Origin of the sequence: Streptomyces sp. SP18BB07, from assembly GCF_036322545.1 — a bacterium.
GTDB classification, from domain to species: Bacteria; Actinomycetota; Actinomycetes; order Streptomycetales; family Streptomycetaceae; genus Streptomyces; species Streptomyces deccanensis.
This window is the reverse complement of sequence record NZ_JAQYWT010000155.1, coordinates 20,003-42,206: the sequence shown is the minus strand read 5'-3', so window position 1 is coordinate 42,206 and position 22,204 is coordinate 20,003. Positions and strand designations below refer to the sequence as shown.

Below are 22,204 nucleotides of genomic sequence, written 5' to 3'. Positions count from 1 at the left end.
AGGTGCAGCATGACGATGGAGTCCTTGCCGCCGGAGAAGAGGATCACCGGCCGTTCGAACTCGCCCGCGACCTCGCGGAAGATGTGGACCGCCTCGGACTCCAGCGCGTCCAGGTGCGACAGGGTGTACGGGGTGCCGGTCATACGAGGCCCCGCTCCGCCAGCAGCGCGTACACGGCAGCGGCCGACTCGTCGGGCGTCTGGTCCTCGGTGGTGAGGTGGAGCGCGGGGTCGACCGGCGGCTCGTACGGGTCGTCGACGCCGGTCAGGCCCTTGAGCCGGCCCGCGGCCTGCCGGGCGTACAGCCCCTTCACGTCGCGCTCGCTGCACACCTCGACGGGGGTGGCGACATGCACCTCGACGTATGGGGTGCCGCTGACGTCATGGCGCTTGCGGACGGCCTCCCGGCTGTCGGCGTAGGGCGCGATGACGGGGACGACGGCCAGCACGCCGTTGCGGGCGAGGACCTCGGCGACCAGGCCGATGCGCTGCACGTTGGTGTTGCGGTCCGCGCGGGAGAAGCCGAGGCCGGCGGAGAGGAAGCGGCGGATCTCGTCGCCGTCGAGGACCTCCACCCGGTGCCCCTCGGCACGCAGCCGGCCGGCGAGGACGCGGGCGATCGTGGTCTTGCCCGCGCTCGGCAGTCCGGTGAGCCAGACCGTGGCTCCCTGGGCCTGGGAGGCCCTGGACGAGGTGGTCATGCGTGGGTTCCTTTCGCGGCGGCGATGCCGTGCCGTTGCTCGTGGAGGGAGGTGAAGAGGGACTCCCAGCGGTGGTGGACGGAGTCCGGGCCGTAGGAGGCGGCCGTGAGGACCGCGGCCACGCCCATGTCGGCGCGCAGCACCTCGTCGGCCATCAGCCTGGCCATGGCGTCGGCGAGCGCGTCGGGGTCCTCGGGTGCGACGAGCAGTCCGTCCACGCCGTGCGTCAGCACGTCGGCGGGGCCGGTCGGGCAGTCGAAGCTCACCACGGGGAGGGCGTGGCTCATCGCCTCGATCATCACCATCGGCAGTCCCTCGAACCGTGAACTGAGCACGTAGAAGGAGGCCTTGGCGAGTTCGTCGTCCAAGCGGTCGGTGTGTCCCATGAGGAACACGTGATTGTAGAGATGGTGTTCTTCGATGAGATGACGAAGTTCCGACTTCTTCTCGCCGCTGCCGTAAATTCTCAGCTGCCAGTCGGGGTACGTCTCGACGAGCTTCGCCCACGCCGGTATCAGTAGGTCGAAGCCCTTCTGCGGGAAGAGCCGGCCGGCCGCCACCGCGATCTTCGACCTGGGGTCGGCGGGGATCTGGTCCAGGGAGTGCACGGCGTTGGGGATGCGGACGACCCGGGTCCCGGGCAGCAGTTCGGCGTACTCGTCGCGGTCGCGCTCGGTGAGCACGGCGACCGCCGCGAAGCGCGGGTAGGTCTCCTGGATGCGCCGCTGGACGTCAGGCTTGTGGGTGCCGAGGTTCATGTGCTCCTGGGCGACGCGCACCACACCACCGGTGGCGTGTTCCGCGGCCAGGAAGTTCAGCGCGGGCCGGGTGGTGACGAGGACGCCGTCGGTCAACGACCGCAGGTACGCGATGAGCCGGTCCTCGACATACCGGTTGAAGTAGCGGTAGCCGAACTCGCCCTTGGGGATGTGCCGGGCGGGTGTCTCCAGCAGTTCGCCGCGCCTGCGGTCGCGCCAGCGGGCGAGGAGGCCGGTCGGCGGGGTGTGGGCCCCCTCGCGCAGGTCGACGACGGTGGAGACCCGCACCCGGGGGTCCAGCGGGAACTGGATGTCGTCGCGGCGGCGCACGGCGCTGACGATCTCCACGGTCCAGCCCGCCGCGACCAGGGAGTTGGCCTGGTTCATCACCGTGCGGATGGTGCCGCCCCGGCCGTACGCGTGCAGCAGCAGATAGCGGATGCGGGGACGCTGGGGGAGCGGTCGGCGATCGGTCATGCGGAGCCTCCCGTGCGGCACTCCAGGGACAGGTTGTCCTTGATCGTGAAGTAGGGCCGCACCCGGAGGTCCCCGCTGCGCTGCTCCGGATACACGAAGATCTTCTTCTTGCCGCGCACGTCGTCGAGGTGCTTCCCGGCGCGCAGTTCGACCGCGCCGTCGGTCAGATGGATGTCCCACTCCTCGACGGGCGCGTAGTCGGCGACGGCGAGGTCGCCGACGGGCAGCTCGGTCTCGAAACGGTCCCCCTCGACGTCGGCGTCGTAGCGCAGCGTCCGGTCGGGGTGCGCGCGGCGGGTGAGGACGAGGCGCCAGGTCCCGTCCGCCGGGACCCCGTGGATCCGTCCGACCAGTCTGATGTGTCCGTCGCGCGGCCAGACCTCGGCCATCTCGGCGTGCGGCTTCACTTGCTGTAGCCCCACGCCTCGCACATCGGCCGCAGGAGATCGGGGATGTCCTCCTCGGTGGGCAGCGCCCGCCCGGCCTGCACCCGACCGGTCCTGATCTTGTCCCGCCAGTCGCCGAGGCCCTTGACGACCTGGGCGTCGTCCTTCCTGCCGTAGTCGAGCATGGAGGGCTCGAAGTCGAGGTCGAGGTACGCGCACAGCCCCCGCAGCTCCTTCTCCGCGTCGGCCGTGAGGTCCTCGTACCGCACGGTGTACCCGCCGGTGGTGCCCTCGCGCGCCCTCTCGACGGCCTTCATGTAGCGCAGCGCGTCCGCGGCGGCCTCGTCACGGGTGCGCTTGCCGGGATCGCCCTCGTGCCAGGACTGGGCGATGGAGACCGGGTGGCGCAGCAGGAACACGAAGCGGGCGTCCGGCCAGCAGTCCCGGATGCGCTCGTACACGAAGGCGTTGCTCGGGGTCTTCTCGACGATGAAGTCCTTGCCCGATCTGACCAGTTCGCGGTGCATGACCCGGTCCCACAGCAGATGCTCCAGGTCACCGCGCTCCAGATCGAGGGCGCTCATCGCCTTCTGGGAGAGCTTGCTGCCGTAGCCGACCTCCAGGCGGCGTATGTGCAGTTCGTGCGGGGAGTGCAGGCGCGGGTGCGCGTTCAGGAGCATCCGCAGCAGGGTGGAGCCCGAGCGCACGGGCGACATGATGAAGACCGGCCGCCTGAGCAGCCGGTCCGTGGCGAGGTCCTCGGGAGCCGGACATCGGTACACCGCCGTGGGCTTCTTCGCGGCCTGCTTCGGCGCCGTGGCCTTGGGCGCGGCGGGCGCGACCGGGGCGGCCTTGCGTACGTGCAGACCGGTGGTGGCGGCGAGGGCACGGTTCAGGTTGCGCATGAGGCTCATGCGTCAGGATGGTAAGTAAAGATTCTGAGAAGACTGAAGTAAGAACCTGAGGGTTCCCTGAGTGAACGAAACTGTTCCAGGTCTTTACGTTCCGACGTCCACGAACCTGGCTCCCGCGTCCCTCAGCCGTGCGTGCAGCGCCCGGAACACGGCCGCCGAGCGTGCCCCCGGCCAGTCGGCGGGCAGCAGTTCGGCGGGCAGCCCCGGGTCCACGTACGGCAGATGGCGCCAGGAGTCGAGGGCCAGCAGATAGTCGCGGTACGCCTCCTCCGGTCCGGTCTCCTCGTGCCGCTCCCAGGCGTGCAGCACGGGCGCGTGCCGGTCGAGGAACGCCTCGTGCTGCTTGGCGATCCCGGCCAGGTCCCACCACCGCGCCACCGCCTCGGCGGTCGCCGCGAACCCCAGGTGCTCGCCCCGGAACAGGTCCACGTACGGGTCGAGCCGCAGCCGGGTCAGGGTGTGGCGGGTCTCCTCGTACAGCCGGGCCGGCGCGATCCACACGCCCGGCGCCGCCGTGCCGAAACCCAGTCCGGCCAGCCGGGAGCGCAGCACGTGCCGCTTCTGCCGCTCCGACTCGGGCACCGAGAACACGGCCAGCACCCAGCCCTCGTCCCGCTCGGGCGCCGTCGCGTAGATCCGCCGGTCGCCGTCCTCCAGGAGCTGCCGCGCGTCGTCCGACAGCGCGTACCCGGCCGCCCCCGTCGCGGTGCGGGCCGGCAACAGCAGGCCCCGCCGCTTCAGCCGGGACACCGAGGAGCGGACGGAGGGCGCGTCGACACCGACCGCGGCGAGCAGCCGGATCAGCTCGGAGACGGGCACAGGGCCCGGCACCGAACGGCCGTAGGCGCCGTAGAAGGTGACGATGAGCGAACGTGGTGCGTGCTGTTCGGACACGTTGATCATTTTAGGTCTTCGGTATCACTGCTGGTCACCTTGGGTGCGCAGCCGGAACCGCTGGAGTTTGCCGGTCGCCGTGCGCGGCAGCGCGTCCAGGAACACGAACTCGCGCGGACATTTGTACGGCGCCAGTCGCGACTTGAGGAACGCGCGCAGCGCCTCGCTGTCCCGCCGCGCGCCCGCCGCGACCACCACATGGGCGACGACGACCTGGCCGCGCGCCTCGTCCGGCCGGCCCACCACCGCCGTCTCCACCACGTCCGGATGGTGCATCAGCGCCTCCTCGACCTCGGGGCCCGCGATGTTGTACCCGGCCGAGATGATCATGTCGTCGGCGCGCGCGACATAGCGGAAGTACCCGTCCGGCTCACGGATGTATGTGTCCCCCGTGACGTTCCAGCCGTCGCGTACGTACTCCCGCTGCCGCTCGTCCGCCAGATAGCGGCACCCGACCGGGCCGCGCACCGCGAGCAGCCCCCGCTGCCCGTCGGGCACCGGCTTCCCCTCCGTGTCCTGCACCCGTGCCCGCCAACCCGGTACGGGCACGCCCGTCGTCCCCGGCCGTACGGCGTCGTCGGCCGCCGAGATGAAGATGTGCAGCAGTTCGGTCGCGCCGATGCCGTTGATGATCCGCAGCCCGGTCCGCTCGTGCCAGGCCCGCCAGGTGGCCTCCGGCAGGTTCTCGCCCGCCGACACGCACCGCCGGAGCGACGAGATGTCGTACGGGTTCGTCCCGCCCACCCCGCCCACCCCTTCCGAACCGGCCGTCCCGTTCAGCTCGCCCAGCATCGCCCGGTAGGCGGTCGGCGCGGTGAACAGCACCGACACCCCGTGCTCGGCGATCGCCGGCAGCAACTGCCTCGGGCCCGCCTGTTCGAGCAGCAGGGCACTGGCGCCGGCCCGCATCGGGAAGACGACGAGACCACCGAGGCCGAACGTGAAGCCGAGCGGGGGAGAACCCGTGAACACGTCGTCCGCCCGGGGCCGTAGCACATGGGTGGAGAAGGTGTCCGCGACCGCCAGCAGGTCCCGGTGGAAGTGGACACACCCCTTGGGGCGACCGGTCGTCCCGGAGGTGAACGCGATCAGCGCCACGTCGTCGGCCGCCGTGTCCACCGCCTCGTACGGGCCGCGCGTCCCGTCCGCCGACGGCAGGGCGAGCAGGTCGTCGGGTCCGTCCCCGCCGAAGGTGGTGATCCTCAAGCCCGGGACGTCCGCCTTCACGAGGTCGTCGACGTACCGCAGGTCGCACAGCGCGAAGGACACCCGTGCCAGCTCGCAGACGGTCGCCAGCTCCTGCGGCCGCTGCTGCGCCAGGACCGTCACCGCGACCGCCCCCGCCTTGAGCACCGCCAGCCAGCACGCGGCCAGCAGGGGTGTGCTGGGCCCGCGCAGCAGGACCCGGTTGCCGGGCACCACCCCGAGGGACGACGTGAGCGCGTGGGCGATCCGGTCGACACGGGCCCGGAGTTCGCCGTAGGTCCAGGTCTCCCCGGCGGGCGTGCGGAACGCGGGCCGCTCGGGCCCACCACCGGCGAGCAGTTCGGCGGCGGCGTTCAGCCGGTCCGGATAGCGCAGTTCAGGGAGGTCGAAGGACAGCTCGGGCCACTGGTCCGGCGGCGGGAGACAGTCCCGGGCGAAGGTGTCGACATGGGCGGTGACCCTGGAATTCATGACGTTCGCCCCCTGCTGTGGTCCCTGCCGAAGTGGGCTCGCACGGAGTGCCGGACCGGCCCGGCGTGGGTGGGCTCGCATCAGCGAGCGTATCGCCTTGGTGACGGCAGTCAACAGTTCGCGATAACCTCGGCAGTGGCCCCCTGGGGGGAGAAGGGACGGGCAATGACCGCATTCTCGCTCGAACCGGAACGACTCGCCTGGCGCGCCGAACTGCGCGCACTGGCCGTCGAACGTCTGCGCCCCCTGGCCGACAAGGGCGAGCCCGGCCACGTCAACCGCCCCCTCGTCGCCGAACTCGGCCGACTCGGGCTGCTCTCCCGGCTGTTCACCTCGGGCGCGCTCGACCTGTGCCTGATGCGGGAGTCCCTGGCGTACGTCTGCACCGAGGCCGAGACGGCGCTGGCCCTCCAGGGGCTGGGCGCCCACCCGGTGCACGCCCACGGCACCGAGGCGCAGCGGGCCCGCTGGCTGCCCCGGGTCATTGACGGCGACGCGGTCGCGGCCTTCGCGCTCAGCGAGCCGGGCGCCGGTTCGGACGCGGCCGCCCTCTCCCTGCGCGCGGAACCCGACGGCCCCGGCCGCTGGCGGCTCACCGGCGAGAAGTGCTGGATCTCCAACGCCCCCGAGGCCGACCTCTACACCGTCTTCGCCCGCACCACCCCGGACGCCGGCTCCCGCGGGGTGACCGCCTTCCTGCTCCCGGCCGACCGCCCCGGCCTCACCGGCACGCCCCTCGACATGCTCTCGCCGCACCCCATCGGCGCCCTCGCCCTCGACGCCGTCCCCGTCACCGCCGACGACGTCCTCGGCACACCCGACCACGGCTTCCGGGTCGCCATGGCCACCCTCAACCTCTTCCGCCCGAGCGTCGGCGCCTTCGCGGTCGGCATGGCCGAGGCGGCCCTGGACGCCACCCTCGCGCACACCGCCCGACGGGACGCCTTCGGCGGCAAGCTGCGGGACCTCCAGACCGTCTCCCACCAGGTCGCCGAGATGGCGCTGCGCACGGAGGCGGCCCGGCTCATGGTCTACGCGGCGGCGACGGCGTACGACTCGGGGGACCCCGAGGTGCCACGCCGGGCCGCGATGGCGAAGCTGCTGGCCACGGAGACCGCGCAGTACGTCGTCGACGCGGCCGTCCAGCTGCACGGGGCGCGGGCGCTGCGGCGCGGCCATCTGCTCGAACACCTCTACCGGGAGGTGCGGGCGCCACGGATCTACGAGGGGGCGAGCGAGGTGCAACGGACGGTCATCGCCAAGGAGTTGTACCGGCGGACCGGGCCGGTGGGGAGGCCGTCATGAGCGTCGAGCGGGTGAACCCGGCCGACCTGTCGCCCCCCACCGGCTTCTCCCACGCCGTCGTCGCCACCGGGAGCCGGGTCGTGTTCCTGGCGGGCCAGACCGCGCTCGACGCCGACGGCAAGGTGGTGGGGGAGACGCTGGAGGAGCAGTTCGAGCGGGCCCTCGGCAATCTGCTGGCCGCGCTGGAGGCCGCCGGCGGTACACCGGCCGACCTCGCCCGGGTCACGGTCTACGCGACGGATGTGGCCGACTATCGGCGCCGCGCTCCTCAACTGGGCGGTATCTGGCGGAGGTTGGCGGGCCGCGACTATCCCGCGATGGCGGTCGTCGGCATCGTACGGCTCTGGGACGAACGGGCGCTGGTGGAACTGGACGGCTTCGCCGTCCTGCCGTAGCCCCGATGCGCGGTGGGTGTCAGGCCGCGACCGCGAGGCGGCTCGGCGCGACGATGCTGCCGTCGGGCAGGATCTCACCGGTGTCGTCGAACACGATCGCCCCGGTGCAGAGCAGGTTCCAGCCCTGCTCGGGGTGGAAGGCGACGACGTGCGCGGCGTCGCGGTCGGAGCTGTCGGCCGAGGGGCACAGGGGCTGGTGTGAACACATGGCGCGCCTCCACGTCGTTGTCGAGTGCCGGCGGTGCGTCACCGCCTCGCACTACAGACCATGCCCGCGCCCGGAACTCATCGCCACACCCCGGCGGGAGACGTGACAGCACCCGGACGTGCCGTGACAGGACGCGGACATAACCCCGTCCGCACGGCTCGCACGCGGTGGTGAGTTCGGCGGAACGGCGCGCCGACCGAAGGGTGATGATCACAAGATCGGACGGGGGTGGCCGGTACCTCTGGAACCTCGCTGGAATCCCGTCCAAGGAGGTACCCCATGCCCTTGTCCCCGGTCCTCGCGCGCGTCCCCCGGCTGCTCGGCGCGGCCGGCGCCGCCGCGCTGCTGATGCTCGCCGCCGCCCCGTCCGCCGGTGCCACGATCGAGCCGCTGGAGACGGTGACCATCGACCCCACCGGGCTCGTGGCCCCGGACGGCACCCTCACCCTGTCCGGCACCTACCGCTGTCTCGGCGGCAACGGTCCCGTCTTCGTCTCGTCCTCGCTCCAGCAGGGCGAGAGCAAGGTCCGCAAGGGCGTCGGCGGCACCTCGGCGGTGTGCGACGGCGCCGACCACGCCTGGACCAACACGGACAAGGCCGCCCCGGGCCGCTACCGGCCGGGCCCCGCCCGGGTGGAGGCCACCGTCATGGAACTCTCGGGCAGCGGACTGCCCCTGCCCAGATTCCACGCCGTCCGGCAACAGGACATCACCCTCGTCGAGGGCTGAGCCACCGGCCGGGCGTGATCGGCGACGCCACGCGGCCGGCCGAGCCACGACAGACGCGAAGGCGGCCCCGGTGGTGGGTGGTGCACCGGAGCCGCCTTCTCCCTGACCGGGGCCGCTACTTGAGGAGATGCACCCGCTGGGTCGTCAGGTCGTAGCGGGAGCCGACGACGGCCACCTCGCCCGCCTTCAGCTTGGCGGCGATGTCGGGGTCGGCCATGAGCTTGGAGCGGACGAGCCGCACGTTCGCGTCGATGGTCGCCGCGACCCGGGCGTCGCCGGTCACGCTGTGGTCGATGGCCGGGGCGATCTCGTCCGCGATGTACTGGATGCCGCTCGGCAGTTCCTCACCGCTCTCGTCCACCGCGACGGCCGCCTTCACGGCGCCGCAGGACTGGTGACCGAGCACCACGACCAGCGGGATCTTCAGTTCGAGGACGCCGTACTTGACGCTGCCGAGCACGGACTGGTCCAGCACCTCGCCCGCGCTGCGCACGGTCATCAGGTCGCCGAGGCCCTGGTCGAAGACCAGCTCCGGGGGGACGCGGGAGTCGATGCAGCCGAGGACGAGCGCGAAGGGCTGCTGACCGGTCGTCAGGGCCTTGCGCACGGCGTAGTCCTCGTCGGGGTGCTGCTCGTGGAAGGTCCGCCAGCGGCGGTTGCCCTTCGACAGCTCCGTCAGTGCCTCGTCCGCCGTCTTCGGCCGCGTACGGGTGGTGGGGGAGGGCGAGGGGGTGGTGCGGGCGGAGCGGGACACGGGCTCGGCGTCGGCGGGGAAGGCGCCGACCGCGAGACCGCCGCCGAGTACGGCGGTACCGGCCAGCGCGGCGCGCAGGAGTGAGCGTCGGCCGCGCGGCTTGGCGTGGGTTATCGGGGCGTCCGCGCCGGTGGCGGTCGCCTCGGCGCCGTCGCCTCTGTGGGGTGTTGCGTCAGAGTTCACGGGCAGGAACGTACGTCCGGCCTAAACGCTCAAGTGTTCAAGTTGCTGAATCATGGACGTGCGTTGATCAATCATGGCCGTCCCTTGAATCGTTCTTGGCCACTTCGAGAAGGGTTTTTGGACAGCCCGTCTTCTGGTGTTCGCCCACGCCCTCAGGTCCGGTGCGCGAAGACGACCAGGTTCTCCGTGTAGTCCATGACCTTGCGGTCGTAGTCGCCCGCGCAGGTGATCAGCCGCACCTCGGGCCGGGATGCGTCGGCGTACACCCGCTCGTCGGGGAAGTCGTCCTTCTCGAACGTCTCCAGGGCGTCGACCACGAAGGACACCCGGGTCCGGTCGGAGCGCACCACATGGAAGACGTCCCCCTTCTCCAGTTCGCCGAGCCCCGCGAAGACCGCCGGTGAGGTCGCCGTGTCGACGTGCCCGGCGATGATCGAGGTACCCGTCTCCCCGGGGACGGCCCCCTCGGCGTGCCAGCCGACGAGGTTCACGTCGTCGGCGGGTGGGGCGTCGAGCTGCCCGGAGCGGCCGACGGAGAGGGGCACGAAGGGGGCGCTCACCCGGATCTCGGGGATGAGCAGCCGGACCGGTCTGACCCGGGGTGGCCGCTGTCGCCGGTCCGCCGGACGTTCGACGGGCGCGGCCTGCGGGGCGTGGCGCGCGTCCGGCGGGCGGGAGGTGTCGGACGAGGAGTCCTCGCCGCCGAACAGGCTCACCGCCAGGATCAGCAGGACCACGGCGCTCAGCACGGTCAGATTGACGCGGGTGCCGGGGGGAGAAGGGTGGGCTGCCATCGGGAACCACCTCACAGGTACGGCAGCAGAACGAACAGACGGAAGGACGGGCGCGCGGTGTCCGCACGCCGGAACGCCGGCCGGGCCGCACTCCGGCACGCCCGCCGGGGGCGCATTCCGCACGCCGGCCGGGCCGCCACACGACACACGGTGTGGCGGCCGCGGCTCGCTATCGCGCCAGGTATCGCGCCCGGCATGGGCTCAGGCCACGCTTCCGGCGGTCTTCTTGCGGCGCAGGGCGTACATGCCCGTACCGGCCACCGCGAGGACCGCCATCCCGCCCGCGGTCACCGCCGGCGAGGCGAGCGCGCCGCCACCGGTGTGCATCCCGCCGCGCGGCTTGTCGTGGTCGCCCTTCCAGGCTCCCGCGTCCTCGCCGTCCTTCCAGGAGCCCTTCTCGTGCTCGTCCTTCCAGGACTCCTTGTCGTTCCCGCCCTTCCACGAGTCCTTGGCCTGGTCGCCGTTCCAGGACTCCTTGGTGGACTCCTCCTCCTTGTCGTAGCCCCCGGCGCCGGGCTTGCCGGCCCGCTCGGAGTCCCACTGCCCCGTGTCGGCCGGAGCGGTCAGCGCACCGCCACCCGTGTGAACCCCGCCGCGCGGGCCGTCGTGGCTGCTGTCCTTGCCGTGTTCCTTGCTGTAGCCATTGTCCTTGTGCTCCCACTCGTCACCGTCGGCGTAGGCGCCGGGAGCGGTGACGGCGAGGACGGCGGCCGCCGCCCCGGTGACGAGCAGCATGCGGGCAGAACGCATCTGATGGTCCTTCCGCCGCAGCCGGGCAGCTGGTGCTTCGTCAGCTGACTTGACCCGACTCCGACGTGATCCACCGTCAGCCGGATCGCACTCCTCCACCACTCAGGGCGCTCAGCCGGGTGAACCGGGGGCCGGTTCCCCGAAGGCCTCCAGAATGCGTTCGGCGGCCAGTGTCGCCGTCAACTCGCCGTCCCTGACCCGCTGTTCGAGTCCGGGCGCGAGGGAACGCACGCCGGGGTGGGTGCGCAGCCGGCCGAGGAGTTCGTCGCGGACCATCGACCAGGTCCAGTCGATCTGCTGGTCCCGGCGCTTGGCGGTGAGGCGGCCGGTGGAGTCCAGGAGCGTGCGGTGCTGCTCCAGACGCTCCCAGACGGCGTCCAGGCCGGTCGACTCGCGGGCGCTGCAGCTCAGCACCGGCGGCGTCCAGACCGCGTCCTTGCCGTGCATCAGCCGCAGGGCACCCGCCAGCTCCCGTGCCGCCGTGCGGGCGTCACGCTCGTGCGGGCCGTCCGCCTTGTTGACGGCGAGCACGTCGGCCAGCTCCAGGACCCCCTTCTTGATGCCCTGGAGCTGGTCGCCGGTGCGGGCGAGGGTGAGGAGGAGGAAGGAGTCGACCATGTTCGCGACGGCCGTCTCGGACTGGCCGACGCCGACGGTCTCCACCAGCACCACGTCGTAGCCGGCCGCCTCCATCACCACGATCGACTCACGGGTCGCCTTGGCCACGCCGCCGAGCGTCCCGGCCGTGGGGGAGGGCCTGACGAAGGCCGCCGGGTCGACGGCGAGCCGCTCCATCCGGGTCTTGTCGCCGAGGATCGAGCCGCCCGTACGGCTCGACGACGGGTCCACCGCCAGCACCGCCACCCGGTGTCCCAGCGAGGTCAGCATCGTGCCGAACGCGTCGATGAACGTGGACTTGCCGACGCCCGGCACCCCGCTGACCCCGATCCGCCGGGCCCGGCCGCTGTGCGGCAGCAGCGCCGTCAGCAGCTCCTGGGCCAGGGCCCGGTGCTGCGGCCGGGTGGACTCGACGAGGGTGATCGCACGGGCCACGATCGCCCGCTTCCCGTCGAGCACACCCTTGGCGTAGGCGTCGACATCGATCACAGGTCGAGCCCGAGCTCGTCCGACAGCCGCTTCACCAGGTCGTACGCTGCGTCCGGGATCACCGTCCCGGGCGGGAAGACGGCCGCCGCGCCCATCTCCAGGAGCGTGGGCACGTCCTGGGGCGGGATCACCCCGCCGACCACGATCATGATGTCCTCGCGGCCCTCCTCGGCCAGCTGCTCCTTGAGCGCCGGTACGAGGGTGAGATGACCGGCGGCCAGTGACGACACCCCGACGATGTGCACGTCCGCCTCGACGGCCTGACGGGCCACCTCGGCCGGGGTCTGGAACAGCGGGCCGACGTCGACGTCGAAGCCGAGGTCGGCGAAGGCGGTGGCGATGACCTTCTGGCCCCGGTCGTGGCCGTCCTGGCCCATCTTGGCGACCAGGATGCGCGGCCGGCGGCCCTCGCCCTCCGCGAAGGACTCCACCAGGCTCCGGGTGCGCTCCACGTTCGGGGACTCGCCTGCTTCGTTGCGGTACACGCCGGAGATCGTACGGATCTGGCTCGCGTGCCGGCCGTACACCTTCTCCAGGGCGTCGGAGATCTCGCCGACGGTGGCCTTGGCGCGGGCCGCGCGCACCGCCAGCTCCAGCAGGTTGCCCTCGCCACCGGCCGCCCGGGTGAGGGCGTCGAGGGCGTCCCGGCAGGCGGTCTCGTCGCGCTCCGCGCGCAGCCGCCGCAGCTTCTCGATCTGCTGGGTCCGCACGGAGGAGTTGTCGACCTTGAGCACGTCGATCTGCTCGTCGCTGTCGACGCGGTACTTGTTGACGCCGATGACCGGCTGCCGCCCGGAGTCGATCCGCGCCTGGGTGCGGGCCGCCGCCTCCTCGATGCGCAGCTTGGGGATGCCGGCGTCGATCGCCTTGGCCATGCCGCCCGCCGCCTCCACCTCCTGGATGTGCTGCCAGGCCCGGCGGGCGAGGTCGTACGTCAGCTTCTCCACGTAGGCGCTGCCGCCCCACGGGTCGATGACCCGGGTGGTGCCGGACTCCTGCTGGATGAGGAGCTGGGTGTTGCGGGCGATGCGCGCGGAGAAGTCGGTGGGCAGCGCGAGCGCCTCGTCGAGCGCGTTGGTGTGCAGCGACTGGGTGTGGCCCTGGGTGGCCGCCATCGCCTCGACGCACGTACGCGTGACGTTGTTGAAGACGTCCTGCGCGGTCAGCGACCAGCCCGAGGTCTGCGAATGGGTACGCAGGGACAGCGACTTGGAGTTCTGCGGGTCGAACTGCTTGACCAGCTTCGCCCACAGCAGGCGGGCCGCGCGCAGCTTGGCGACCTCCATGAAGAAGTTCATGCCGATCGCCCAGAAGAACGACAGCCGGGGCGCGAACGCGTCCACGTCCAGGCCGGCCTCCCGGCCCGCCCGGATGTACTCCACCCCGTCCGCGAGCGTGTACGCCAGCTCCAGGTCGGCCGTCGCACCCGCCTCCTGGATGTGGTAGCCGGAGATGGAGATGGAGTTGTAGCGCGGCATCTTCTGCGAGGTGAAGGCGAAGATGTCGGAGATGATCCGCATCGACGGCTTCGGCGGGTAGATGTAGGTGTTGCGGACCATGAACTCCTTGAGGATGTCGTTCTGGATGGTCCCGGCCAGCTTCTCGGGCGGCACGCCCTGTTCCTCGGCCGCCACGATGTAGAGCGCGAGCACGGGCAGCACCGCGCCGTTCATCGTCATCGACACGGTCATCCTGTCCAGCGGGATGCCGTCGAAGAGCTGCCGCATGTCGAGGATCGAGTCGATCGCCACGCCCGCCATGCCGACGTCACCGGTCACGCGCGGGTGGTCGCTGTCGTAGCCCCGGTGGGTGGGCAGGTCGAAGGCGACGGACAGGCCCTTCTGCCCGGCCGCGAGGTTGCGGCGGTAGAAGGCGTTGGACTCCTCCGCGGTGGAGAAACCCGCGTACTGGCGGATCGTCCAGGGCTGGTTGACGTACATCGTCGGGTACGGGCCGCGCAGATACGGGGCCATGCCCGGGTAGGTGCCCAGGAAGTCCAGGCCCTCCAGGTCCTGCCCGGTGTAGAGCGGCTTGACCGGGATGCCCTCCGGGGTCTCCCACAGCGGATGGTCACCGCCGGCCGCCTTCTCGACCGCCGTACGCCACTCGTCGGCGCCGCCGTCGACGGACGGGGAACCCAGCTCGATCCCGGTGAAGTCGGGTACGGAGGGGCCGGAAGGGGCGGTCATCAGGACACTCCCATGCGGTCGAGGGTGGCGGTCAGGACGGCCACGGCGTCACAGCCCGCGAAGACGTACGCGTCGACGTCGGCGTACTGCCCGGGGCGCCCGGCGAGGAACACGTGCGCGGCGCCGGCGGCCTTCAGCCCGGCCGCCTCGGTCGCGGCCCGCTCCTCGTACAGGGCGTCGCTGGAGCACAGGCACGCCTCGGTGGCGCCGCTCTCCTCGAACGTGCCCTCGGCGACGGGCTCGATGCCGCCCGCCTGGAAGAGGTTGGCGGCGAAGGTGAGCCGGGCGGTGTGGGCGGCGGCCGGGCCGAGGGCGGCCAGGTAGATCCGGGGGCGGGAGCCCGTCGCGGCGAGGTGGGCGTCCGAGCGGGCGCGCAGCGCCTCGTACGTCTCGTCGCGGGTGACGCGGGGCAGACCGCCGGACGGCGGCTCGGGCGCGGGTCGGCGGACGACCGGCTTCTCCGCCAGGTGCGGGAACTCGCTGACGCCGGTGATGGGTTCGCGGCGCTTCGCGAGCCTGCCGGTGCGGGCCTCCCAGGTGTCGGCGAGGTCGCGGCCGAGGTCCCCCGAGCGCAACGCGGCCGCCTGGCCGCCGAGTCGCTCGATCCGCTGGAAGAACTCCCAGCCCGCGTGGGCGAGTTCGTCCGTGAGCCGTTCCACGTACCAGGAGCCGCCCGCCGGGTCGATCACCCGGGCGAGGTGGGACTCCTCGATGAGGATCGTGGAGGTGTTGCGGGCGATACGTCGCGCGAACGCGTCCGGCAGGCCCAGCGCGTGGTCGAACGGCAGCACGGTGACGGAGTCGGCGCCGCCCGCGCCGGCGGCCAGCGTGGCAATGGTCGTGCGCAGCATGTTCACCCACGGGTCGCGGCGCGTCATCATCACCGTCGAGGTCACCGCGTGCTGGGTCTGTGCCCCGGCGGCGGGCGCCCCGCACACCTCGGCGACCCGGGCCCAGAGCCGGCGCGCGGCGCGCAGCTTGGCGATCGTCAGGAACTGGTCGGCGGTGGCCGCGTACCGGAACTCCAGCTGCGCACAGGCCTGTTCGACGCTCAGCCCGGCCCCGGTCAGCTCCCGCAGATACGCGACACCGGTGGCGAGCGAGGCGCCCAGCTCCTGCGCCGCCGAGCCACCGGCCTCGTGGTACGGCAGGGCGTCCACGGTCAGGGCCCGCAGCCCCGGGTACTCCTCGGCACACCGCCGCGCGAGATCGACGACGGGCGCGCTGTCGTAGGTCTGTCCGGTGCGGGCCTCGTGGCCGAGGGGATCCGCGCCCAGGTTGCCGCGCGCCGCCGCCCCGGTGACGCCCCGCTCGGCGTACAGCCGCAGCAACTCCCGTGCGGCGGGCTCCACTTCGGCGCCCGCGTCCAGGACGACGGGTGCGAGGTCGAGGTGGACGCCGTCGAGGATCCGGCCGAGCGACGCCACCGGGGCGCCGCCCTCGCCGAGCACCAGCCACAGGGAGGTGACGCCGTTCTCCAGATCCGCGAGCACCGCGTCGCCGTCCGCCGCCGTGTGGCGCTGGCGTACGTCCCAGCCGGCGACGGTGTTGCCCGTGGCCCTCCCTCCTCGTACGAAGGGCGCGAAGCCGGGATGGCCGGAGGGGGGCGCGGTGTCGTGCGCGGTGTAGAGAGGACGGGTGCGCAGCCCGTCCTCCAGCGCGGTGGACAGGGCTTCCTCGGCCTGAGCGCCCTCGACGTCCTTGCCCGACTTGCGCAGCACGCCCGCAACGAGGCGCTGCCACTGCTCGTGGGTTGCGTCAGGGAACTCGGCGGCCAGCTCAAGCCCGTCGTCAGGCAGGACCGTCATGCTCGGATGCTAGGCCAGAGGCGCAAAGGAGCAGGAGGGGGCGCGGCTGTGACCTTGCCCTCTCTGGGGCGACCTTGCAATCGGGCGGGTTACCTGCCGGTCACTTGTGGGCCGGTGGTGAACGTCGTGGGGTCGTCCGCCGTACCTCGTGCCACGCGGCCCGTGCGCCCCCGCGGCGCGGTCACCGGGCCGACCGAGGACAGGAGCGACCCCATGGCCGAGAAGTACTTCACCGTGTCCGGCATGAGCTGCGGCCACTGTGCCGCGAGCGTGACCGAGGAGGTCGTCGCGGTGCCCGGTGTCATCGAGGTCGACGTCGACGTACGGGCCGGCCTGGTGACCGTACGCGGGGAGACGGTCGACGACGCGGCGGTGCGCACGGCGATCGTCGAGGCGGGCTACGAGGTCGCGGAGGTCGTACGGCAGGTCGTGGCCGGAGCGCGGTGAGGAGCCGGGGTACTCCTCGGGAACACTCCTCGGTGGGAAATGGGTAGCACTTTACCGATTGTGTGAGTTCGTTCGAGTGGTGGTTGGTGAGACGCCGACGGCGTGTGGGGTGCGTGAAGCGGGGGCACGCCGCCTGCTCGACACGCTCACGGCGTACTTCGACACCGGCTGTGCGGCCGCCTCGACCGCCCCCTCGACCGGCCGACCGGACCCCGGAGTTACACGGAGACGACGCACAGGGGAATCACCTGTCGCGCGGCTGTCACGTGGCTATCGCATGGCTGTCGTAGGCAGATTTACCTGAGGAAGCAGATACTGTTTCATCAGATGTTCCGGCCTCGCAGGCAGACCCCCGTGCCCCTGGCCCGCGTTCATCGAGCCCCCACCCCCACAGAGAAAGGGCACCCCGTGACCAGCCTTCCCAGCCGACGGCGTCTCCTGGTGACCGGAGCAGGCACCGCGCTCGGCCTCGGCGCGCTCGGCGCCACCGCGTCGCCGGCGGCCTCCGCCGCCCCCGCCGAGTCGTCGCGCGGCACCGTGGCCGAGGACACCAGGACCCTCGACGAGCTGTACCGGGACGCGATAGCCGAGGGCGGCAAGCTCGTCGTCTACGCGGGCGGCGACCTCGCCGACTCGGGCAGCGGCGCAGGCGCCCGGACCGCCTTCCGCCAGCGGTTCCCCGAGATCGACCTCCAGCTGATCGTCGACTACAGCAAGTACCACGACGTGCGCGTGGACAACCAGTTGGCCACCGACACCCTGGTCCCCGACGTCGTACAGCTGCAGACCCTGCACGACTTCACCCGCTGGAAGCGCGAGGGACGGCTGCTGCGCTACAAGCCCGCCGGGTTCGGCAAGCTGTACAAGAAGTTCCGGGACCCCGACGGCGCCTGGGTCGCCGGCGTGGTCATCGCCTTCAGCTACGTCTACGACGTGGCGGCCGCCGGCGCGAACGCGCCCAGGACTCCGCTGGATCTGATCGACCCGCGCTGGAAGAACGCGGTCGCCTCCTCCTACCCGCACGACGACGACGCGGTGCTCTACCTCTACGCCCTCTACGCGCAGACCTACGGCTGGGACTGGGTGGCCGCACTCGCCGCCCAGCAGCCGCAGTTCGCCCGGGGCTCGTTCTCGCCCAGCACCGCGATCAACAACAAGCGGGCGGTCGTGGGGGTCGGTACGGGCGGCAGCCCGACCAGCACCGGCCCGATCCGCATGGGGCTGCCCGAAGGGCACCCGTTCATGGCGTGGGGCCAGCGCATCGCGATCCTCCGGCAGGCCGCCAACCCGACGGCGGCCAAGCTCTTCCTGAGCTGGCAGATCTCCACCGAGCGCCAGACCTCCAACGCTTGGTCGGTACGCACGGACATCGCCCCGCCCGCCGGGCTGAAGCCGATCTGGGAGTACCCCGAGGCCAACGTGGACGGCTTCCCCCGCTTCATGGAGGACCGTGCCGCCGTCGAGCGGTGGAAGCAGACGTTCGCCCTCTACTTCGGCGAGGTCAAGGGCGACCCGACGCCCGGCTGGCCCGGCCTGCACCCCGGCGCCTGACCCCCTCGCCGCCCGCTCGGCCGGGCGGAAGTGCTGGACGGCGAAGCGCCCGGGTCCGTCCTTCCGACGGATCCGGGCGCCCGCTCGCGCGGCATCGCTGACGGGGTGGGGCGCACCGCGCCGGGTGGCGGGTGGGAGGCGATGCTCCGCCACCCGGTCCTCGTGCTCGTCACTTCACCGCCGGCGCCGCTCGGCTCAGCGCACCTCCTTCGCGTACGGCGCGACCGTGATCCGGTCGATCAGCGGGGCGTAGCGGGAGCGGAGCAGCACGCCGGGGAAGGTGTCCGAGGCGTACGTCGCGCCGTCGAAGTTCGGGAGTTCCTCGGAGCGGAAGGTGAGCGTGTTCTGTCCCTTCCTCAGCTCCACGGGGACGGTCAGCTCCCAGAAGTTGTTCTGGTGGAAGGTGTGCGGGAAGGTGACCCGCCGTGTCCCGCCGCCGTTGACGGTCAGGTCGGCGTGGCGGGCGAGCGGGTCCGGGTTGTAGTGCGTGGCCGGCGACTGCTCGGGGTTGGAGTAGCGGATGCGCAGCGCGTGGGTGCCCGCCCGGTCCGCGGTGACGGTGAACGTGGCGGTGTTGCCGTTGCCCGGGTCACCGCCGATTCCGGTGATCGCGGTGCCGCCCGTGGCCAGCGAGAGGGGGCTGAGCGCGGCCGAACCGGCGAGCTCGGCGTCCTTGCCCTCGTACGTACGCGTCGGGAGCGCGCCCTCGGTGGAGGTGACCGTCAGGCGGTCGACGAGCGTGGTGGACGAACCCCCGGTCACCGTCACCTTGTTGACGCCCCCGGAGAGGGAGACCGCGACGCTGTTCCCGCCCTTGTCCAGCCGCAGCACGTCCTGGCCGTTGACGGAGACGCGGGCGCCCGACCCCTCCAGGGTGTCGAACCGCAGAGTGGCCTCACGGTCGGCGGGGGAGTAGACCCAGAACGTGGCGGTCCCCTTCTTCGGGAGCCGGGCCGCGCCCGATCCGGTGGCCGCCCGCTTCGGCAGGTCGTAGACGGGACGTGCCCCGCCGCCCAGCCAGGCGAGTTCGCCCTCGTACACCTGGGTGCGGGCGGAGGCGTCGGGCAGGGTGAGGACGAGGCGGTCGACGATGGCGTCGCCCTTGGTGGCGCGCTTGCCGTCGGCGCTCCTCGCGGCGAGCGTCAGGGTGTGCTTGCCCTTGGTGAGACGGACCGTGGTGTTGGTGTGGTCCCACACCACCCACTTGTATCCCAGCGGGAGATACAGCTCCTGCTCGTCGTCCGACCCGCCGTCGACGCGCAGGAAGACATTGGTGGGGCCCTGGTCCTTGACCTTGTCGAAGGTGTTGAGGGAGTTGGCGAAGACGCTCAGGTCGTAGGTGCCGTCCTCGGGCACGTCCACGGTGAAGTCGAGCGTCATGTCCGAACCGGTGCGCAGACCGCCGACGTTGTAGCCGCCAGACGTGTAGAACTTCGACACGTCGCGCGGGGAGCCCTCGGGTCCGTTCTTCGAGTAGCCGGACCCGGTGTGGGCGGCGTCCTCCGCCTCGTACGACTGCTGCCAGCGCGCGGGTGAGTCCTGCGTGGCCCTGGCCTTCCCGGCGGGGCTGAGCACGATCTCGTACGCCGAGGACTCTTTCAGCGTCGGCAGGGCGGCGTCGCCGAAGTCGACGGAGACCGTGCCGTCGTCGGAGACCTTCAGGTTCGTCTCGGTGAGCAGCTTCGGGCCGGCGCTGTCGCCGAGCTGTCCGCTCCACTCGATCTCACGGACCCAGGCGTGGACGCGCTTGCCGAAGACCTTCTTCGGGACGCCGGCGAAGGTGATGTGTCCCTTGCCGGTGGAACCGCCGAAGATCAGCCGGGCCTGCTTCTTCCTCTCGTCGAGCGTGGCGACGCCCTGCATGGTGTAGTTCTCGCCCGGGAACGGCGGGTCCACCTCCACCGTGTGCCCGCTCATCGAGGCGTACGCGTTGAGCAGCCACCACTGGCCGTTGCCGCGGTTGGACTGCACGGCCGAGTCGGAGAGGTTGCCGTCGATGTTCCAGTACGCGATGTCGGCGTCCACCTTGGACTCCTCGATCGCGGACACCCACTGGATCATCTGGCCGGGGACCGAGGTGTGGTAGTTGAAGGCGTACTCGTTGATGTTGATGGGGAGTCGGGTGCCCTCACGCGAGGTGCCCTGGAACAGTTCCTTCTCCCAGCCCCGGTACTTGGCGACGCTGTCGCGCACCGCCTCCGGGTGGCTGAGCTCGTGCCAGGTGATCACCTCGGGGAGCGTGCCGGCTGCCAGGGCGTGCGCCATGAAGCCCTTCACCTGGTCGTACAGGACACTGGTGTTGGGGCCGGCGATCCGGGCGTCCGGCATCTTCTTCTTGATCAGCCGGTACGCGGAGTCCCAGGCGGCGAAGAAGTCGTCGGGGTCGTCGAGCCAGCTGACCTTGTCATAGCTCCACTCGCCGGTGCCGAACATGTTGCCCTCGGGCTCGTTGAACGGCACGAAGACGATGTTGTCCTGGTACTCCTTCGGTAGCTTCAGGACCTGGTCGACCTGCTTGGCGATCTTCTCCTCGTACTGCTCGACCTTCTCCGCCGGGGTGTCGCCGGGCCACTGGTACGGGAAGCCGCGGTGGATGTCGGTCATGTAGATGTACACGTCGCCGTCGGTGGAGTCCGCCAGCGGCTTCACCACCTCCAGCGCGTCGGCGCCCGGGTGCTGCGGACCGTCCTGCGCCTTGGTGGAGACCGTGCGCAGCCCCATGCCCTCGATGAGGTTGTTGGTGGGCACGTCCGGCCCGTACACGCCGTAGAGGGTGCCGGAGGCGCCGCCGTGGAACGCGCCGGTGTCCGAGGCGAGGTCGACGGTGAGCTGACCCTCCCGGACCACGGCGACGGTCGCCTGCACGTCCTGTCCGGCCGCGCGACCGGCCACCGTGAACGTGCCGGGCCGGGCGTACTTCTCCTCCGGTACGGCGTCCCAGACGACCGGCGTGTCACGGTCGTAGCCGTCGGACCAGGAGGAGCGGACCGACGCGGGCAGGGACGGAGCGGTCCCGGTGGTGGTGCGCACGTCGAAGGACGTCCGCGACAGCGTCCGGAGTGTGGGGGTGTCGCCGACCACCTGCGCCACCTGCTCCGCGCTCAGCGCCGAGTGCCACACCGCGAAGTCGTCGATGGCGCCCTTGAGCAGCGGGTCCGGCCAGAACGACTTGCCGATGTAACCGGCGGCCGTGGCCGAGGCGTCCAGCAGTTCCCTGGCCTTGACCCCGGTCTTCGCGGAGGAGACGACCACACCGTCGAGGTAGGTGGTGACCCGTCCGGCGGCGGTGTCGAGGGTGACCGTGACCGTCCGCCAGGCGTCGGCGGGGAGCGCCGCGTACCCGGAGACCTGGGACTCCGCGCCCCCGCCGCCGGTGGTCACGGCGGTGCGCAGCACCCCGCCGTTGTTGGACGGGGTGGTGAAGAGGTACTTCGTGGTGTCGGTGCCCAGGTCGAAGATCCGCTGCCAGGACGACTTGTCGCCGTCCCACTTCAGACGGGCGGACACCGTCAGGTCGGTCGCGTCGCCGACCACCGCCCGCGGCAGACGCACGTACGCGCCGTCCGAGGTGGGCGCTCCGCCGGGCAGGGCGAGCGCCCTGCCGCCGCCGGTGCCCTCGACGGACCGCGCGGTGGAGCCGTTGACCAGGCTCGCCGTCAGACCGTTGCCGGAGACGTCCGTGATCTTCCCGGACGTGACGTCGTCCTCGTCGAAGGTGTAGCGGGCCGTGGGCTCGGGCGCGTCGGCCGCCTGGGCGGGGACGGTCGGCGAGACCAGCACGCCCGCGCCGAGGGCCAGCGCCACGGCGGCCGGGGCCCGGCGCCGGGCAGATCTGTCAGCGGATGACATGGAGTGCGTCCTCGATCCTGTGAGTAACGGGTCCCGGTCGACCCACCCGGGGCCCGGCCGTGCGTCCGTGTGCCGAGATCGATGAGGCGGGTCCGAGGGGGGCGGCGCTGCGGAATCGGTTCGATCGGCCGTGCTCGGGGGCCGGGGCGGCTGATCCGTGCGGCCGTGACGGGGGCTCCGCGGACCAGGAGGTGCGCGGAAACCGGGTCCCGGCCGCCGGAAGGATCACTTCGTCGAACCGGTTCGCAGGAAGCTAGCACCGGAGAAATCAGGCAGCAATACCCCGGACGCGAGCGGGGCCGGTGAAGGCCGTGAAACGTCCAGATTGC

The 22,204-nt window shown here is 71.6% G+C and carries 19 protein-coding genes and 1 pseudogene; 5 read left to right on the top strand and 15 right to left on the bottom strand.

The genetic code is table 11. The annotated features are described in order from the left end of the window. From PUR53_RS01135 to PUR53_RS01105, 7 genes and pseudogenes are all read right to left on the bottom strand, one after another. Nucleotides 1-143, bottom strand: a pseudogene (locus PUR53_RS01135) (sulfate adenylyltransferase subunit CysD); the annotation flags it as partial. Next, a complete protein-coding gene (cysC, locus tag PUR53_RS01130) occupies nt 140-700 on the bottom strand; it encodes an adenylyl-sulfate kinase (protein WP_329895980.1) in 561 nt (186 codons plus the stop codon). The pseudogene PUR53_RS01135 and the gene cysC, both read right to left, overlap by 4 nt. Further along, complete coding sequence (locus PUR53_RS01125) at nt 697-1,935, bottom strand: glycosyltransferase family 4 protein (RefSeq protein WP_329907072.1); 1,239 nt, start codon at nt 1,933-1,935, stop codon at nt 697-699. Before PUR53_RS01125 ends, cysC begins: the two co-directional genes overlap by 4 nt. Beyond that, nucleotides 1,932-2,357, bottom strand: a complete 426-nt coding sequence (locus PUR53_RS01120; protein ID WP_329907070.1) for a hypothetical protein — start codon at nt 2,355-2,357, stop codon at nt 1,932-1,934. The genes PUR53_RS01125 and PUR53_RS01120 overlap by 4 nt, the downstream gene beginning before the upstream one ends. Beyond that, entirely contained in the window at nt 2,339-3,235 is an 897-nt protein-coding gene (locus PUR53_RS01115; RefSeq protein WP_329907069.1) for a sulfotransferase family protein, read from the bottom strand. The genes PUR53_RS01120 and PUR53_RS01115 overlap by 19 nt, the downstream gene beginning before the upstream one ends. Before the next feature lie 84 nt (nt 3,236-3,319). Next, a complete protein-coding gene (locus PUR53_RS01110) occupies nt 3,320-4,138 on the bottom strand; it encodes a PaaX family transcriptional regulator (protein WP_329907068.1) in 819 nt (272 codons plus the stop codon). Nucleotides 4,139-4,153: 15 nt separating this feature from the next. After that, nucleotides 4,154-5,806, bottom strand: a complete 1,653-nt coding sequence (locus PUR53_RS01105) for an AMP-binding protein (protein WP_329895985.1) — start codon at nt 5,804-5,806, stop codon at nt 4,154-4,156. A 165-nt stretch (nt 5,807-5,971) separates the two neighbouring features. Here PUR53_RS01105 and PUR53_RS01100 point away from each other — a divergent pair, with 165 nt between their 5' ends. Beyond that, nucleotides 5,972-7,111: an acyl-CoA dehydrogenase family protein gene (locus tag PUR53_RS01100; RefSeq protein WP_329907067.1), complete on the top strand. Its 1,140-nt coding sequence runs from the start codon at nt 5,972-5,974 to the stop codon at nt 7,109-7,111. Beyond that, nucleotides 7,108-7,506 carry a RidA family protein gene (locus PUR53_RS01095; protein ID WP_329907066.1) on the top strand — a complete coding sequence of 133 codons (399 nt, stop codon included), beginning with the start codon at nt 7,108-7,110 and terminating at the stop codon, nt 7,504-7,506. The genes PUR53_RS01100 and PUR53_RS01095 overlap by 4 nt, the downstream gene beginning before the upstream one ends. 19 nt (nt 7,507-7,525) lie before the next feature. Here PUR53_RS01095 and PUR53_RS01090 read toward each other — a convergent pair whose 3' ends face one another. After that, on the bottom strand, nt 7,526-7,714 hold the full coding sequence (locus tag PUR53_RS01090) for a DUF5999 family protein (RefSeq protein WP_329895988.1): 189 nt from the start codon (nt 7,712-7,714) through the stop codon (nt 7,526-7,528). Between the two features lie 279 nt (nt 7,715-7,993). Between PUR53_RS01090 and PUR53_RS01085 the strand changes: the two genes are divergently transcribed. Continuing rightward, nucleotides 7,994-8,443: a DUF6299 family protein gene (locus tag PUR53_RS01085; RefSeq protein WP_329895989.1), complete on the top strand. Its 450-nt coding sequence runs from the start codon at nt 7,994-7,996 to the stop codon at nt 8,441-8,443. A gap of 115 nt (nt 8,444-8,558) precedes the next feature. Here the strand turns inward: PUR53_RS01085 and PUR53_RS01080 are convergent, their stop codons facing one another. From PUR53_RS01080 to PUR53_RS01055, 6 genes are all read right to left on the bottom strand, one after another. Beyond that, the gene (locus PUR53_RS01080; protein ID WP_329895990.1) at nt 8,559-9,380 is read right to left on the bottom strand and encodes a carbonic anhydrase; all 822 of its coding nucleotides are present in this window, start codon (nt 9,378-9,380) and stop codon (nt 8,559-8,561) included. A 152-nt stretch (nt 9,381-9,532) separates the two neighbouring features. Beyond that, the gene (locus tag PUR53_RS01075) at nt 9,533-10,174 is read right to left on the bottom strand and encodes a class F sortase (RefSeq protein ID WP_329907064.1); all 642 of its coding nucleotides are present in this window, start codon (nt 10,172-10,174) and stop codon (nt 9,533-9,535) included. A 201-nt stretch (nt 10,175-10,375) separates the two neighbouring features. Beyond that, nucleotides 10,376-10,924, bottom strand: coding sequence for a hypothetical protein (locus PUR53_RS01070; RefSeq protein ID WP_329895992.1), 549 nt, complete (start codon nt 10,922-10,924; stop codon nt 10,376-10,378). Nucleotides 10,925-11,035: 111 nt separating this feature from the next. Then, the gene (meaB, locus tag PUR53_RS01065) at nt 11,036-12,031 is read right to left on the bottom strand and encodes a methylmalonyl Co-A mutase-associated GTPase MeaB (RefSeq protein WP_329895993.1); all 996 of its coding nucleotides are present in this window, start codon (nt 12,029-12,031) and stop codon (nt 11,036-11,038) included. Continuing rightward, nucleotides 12,028-14,220, bottom strand: coding sequence for a methylmalonyl-CoA mutase (gene scpA / locus PUR53_RS01060; protein ID WP_329895994.1), 2,193 nt, complete (start codon nt 14,218-14,220; stop codon nt 12,028-12,030). Before scpA ends, meaB begins: the two co-directional genes overlap by 4 nt. After that, nucleotides 14,220-16,028 (bottom strand): methylmalonyl-CoA mutase subunit beta, encoded by a 1,809-nt coding sequence (locus PUR53_RS01055; protein ID WP_329907063.1) that lies wholly within the window; start codon nt 16,026-16,028, stop codon nt 14,220-14,222. The genes scpA and PUR53_RS01055 overlap by 1 nt, the downstream gene beginning before the upstream one ends. Before the next feature lie 213 nt (nt 16,029-16,241). On the opposite strand from PUR53_RS01055, the gene PUR53_RS01050 reads away from it, so the two are divergent. Continuing rightward, on the top strand, nt 16,242-16,475 hold the full coding sequence (locus PUR53_RS01050; protein ID WP_329895996.1) for a heavy-metal-associated domain-containing protein: 234 nt from the start codon (nt 16,242-16,244) through the stop codon (nt 16,473-16,475). Between the two features lie 408 nt (nt 16,476-16,883). Then, entirely contained in the window at nt 16,884-18,026 is a 1,143-nt protein-coding gene (locus PUR53_RS01045; protein WP_329907062.1) for an ABC transporter substrate-binding protein, read from the top strand. A gap of 195 nt (nt 18,027-18,221) precedes the next feature. Here the strand turns inward: PUR53_RS01045 and PUR53_RS01040 are convergent, their stop codons facing one another. Next, nucleotides 18,222-21,875 carry a LamG-like jellyroll fold domain-containing protein gene (locus tag PUR53_RS01040; RefSeq protein WP_329907060.1) on the bottom strand — a complete coding sequence of 1,218 codons (3,654 nt, stop codon included), beginning with the start codon at nt 21,873-21,875 and terminating at the stop codon, nt 18,222-18,224. Between the last annotated feature and the right edge of the window lie 329 nt (nt 21,876-22,204).

Excerpts from the sequence above, each read along its gene's own strand:
- PUR53_RS01075 (WP_329907064.1), bottom strand. The coding sequence starts at position 10,174 with ATGGCAGCCCACCCTTCTCCCCCCGGCACCCGCGTCAATCTGACCGTG.
- PUR53_RS01105 (WP_329895985.1), bottom strand. The coding sequence starts at position 5,806 with ATGAATTCCAGGGTCACCGCCCATGTCGACACCTTCGCCCGGGACTGT.
- PUR53_RS01050 (WP_329895996.1), top strand. The coding sequence starts at position 16,242 with ATGGCCGAGAAGTACTTCACCGTGTCCGGCATGAGCTGCGGCCACTGT.
- PUR53_RS01115 (WP_329907069.1), bottom strand. The coding sequence starts at position 3,235 with ATGAGCCTCATGCGCAACCTGAACCGTGCCCTCGCCGCCACCACCGGT.
- PUR53_RS01070 (WP_329895992.1), bottom strand. The coding sequence starts at position 10,924 with ATGCGTTCTGCCCGCATGCTGCTCGTCACCGGGGCGGCGGCCGCCGTC.
- PUR53_RS01085 (WP_329895989.1), top strand. The coding sequence starts at position 7,994 with ATGCCCTTGTCCCCGGTCCTCGCGCGCGTCCCCCGGCTGCTCGGCGCG.
- PUR53_RS01125 (WP_329907072.1), bottom strand. The coding sequence starts at position 1,935 with ATGACCGATCGCCGACCGCTCCCCCAGCGTCCCCGCATCCGCTATCTG.
- scpA (WP_329895994.1), bottom strand. The coding sequence starts at position 14,220 with ATGACCGCCCCTTCCGGCCCCTCCGTACCCGACTTCACCGGGATCGAG.
- PUR53_RS01095 (WP_329907066.1), top strand. The coding sequence starts at position 7,108 with ATGAGCGTCGAGCGGGTGAACCCGGCCGACCTGTCGCCCCCCACCGGC.
- PUR53_RS01100 (WP_329907067.1), top strand. The coding sequence starts at position 5,972 with ATGACCGCATTCTCGCTCGAACCGGAACGACTCGCCTGGCGCGCCGAA.
- PUR53_RS01055 (WP_329907063.1), bottom strand. The coding sequence starts at position 16,028 with ATGACGGTCCTGCCTGACGACGGGCTTGAGCTGGCCGCCGAGTTCCCT.
- PUR53_RS01040 (WP_329907060.1), bottom strand. The coding sequence starts at position 21,875 with ATGTCATCCGCTGACAGATCTGCCCGGCGCCGGGCCCCGGCCGCCGTG.
- PUR53_RS01110 (WP_329907068.1), bottom strand. The coding sequence starts at position 4,138 with ATGATCAACGTGTCCGAACAGCACGCACCACGTTCGCTCATCGTCACC.
- cysC (WP_329895980.1), bottom strand. The coding sequence starts at position 700 with ATGACCACCTCGTCCAGGGCCTCCCAGGCCCAGGGAGCCACGGTCTGG.
- PUR53_RS01090 (WP_329895988.1), bottom strand. The coding sequence starts at position 7,714 with ATGTGTTCACACCAGCCCCTGTGCCCCTCGGCCGACAGCTCCGACCGC.